This window comes from Idiomarina sp. UBA4206 (assembly GCF_002383015.1).
In the GTDB taxonomy this organism is placed as follows: Bacteria; Pseudomonadota; Gammaproteobacteria; order Enterobacterales; family Alteromonadaceae; genus Idiomarina; species Idiomarina abyssalis.
In genome coordinates this window covers 4,476-4,816 of record NZ_DFTS01000070.1, presented here as the reverse complement: position 1 = coordinate 4,816, position 341 = coordinate 4,476, and the positions used below count along the sequence as shown (strand labels likewise).

Genomic DNA, 341 nt, shown 5'->3' with positions numbered 1-341 from the left:
TGAGTACGCTCGCCGTAGAAGAATCCGGCACCGTAGAACAGGCCAATGGCAACGACTGAGGCGGTGAAGAGTGCCAGTAAGTTCTTGTCGCCTTTCTCTTTGAAGGCACCAACAACACAGCGCATCATCAGTACTAACCAGAAGACGATACCCAGGAACTTACCAATTTGCCATAAGCGACCTAAATCGACGTACTCATAGCCCTGGTGACCTAACCAGAAGTTCAGGTGTTCAGGCATGATTTGCGCGATGGCTAACCAGTTACCGATAAAGGTACCCGCAACAACCAGAACCAGTGCCCAGAACAGGATGTCGACACCCAGTTTCTGATACTTCGGATC

General features: G+C 50.4%; 1 pseudogene. It reads right to left on the bottom strand.

Features of this window, described 5'->3' with window-relative positions:
- Positions 1-341, bottom strand: a pseudogene (locus tag B3180_RS13900) (nitric-oxide reductase large subunit); the annotation flags it as partial.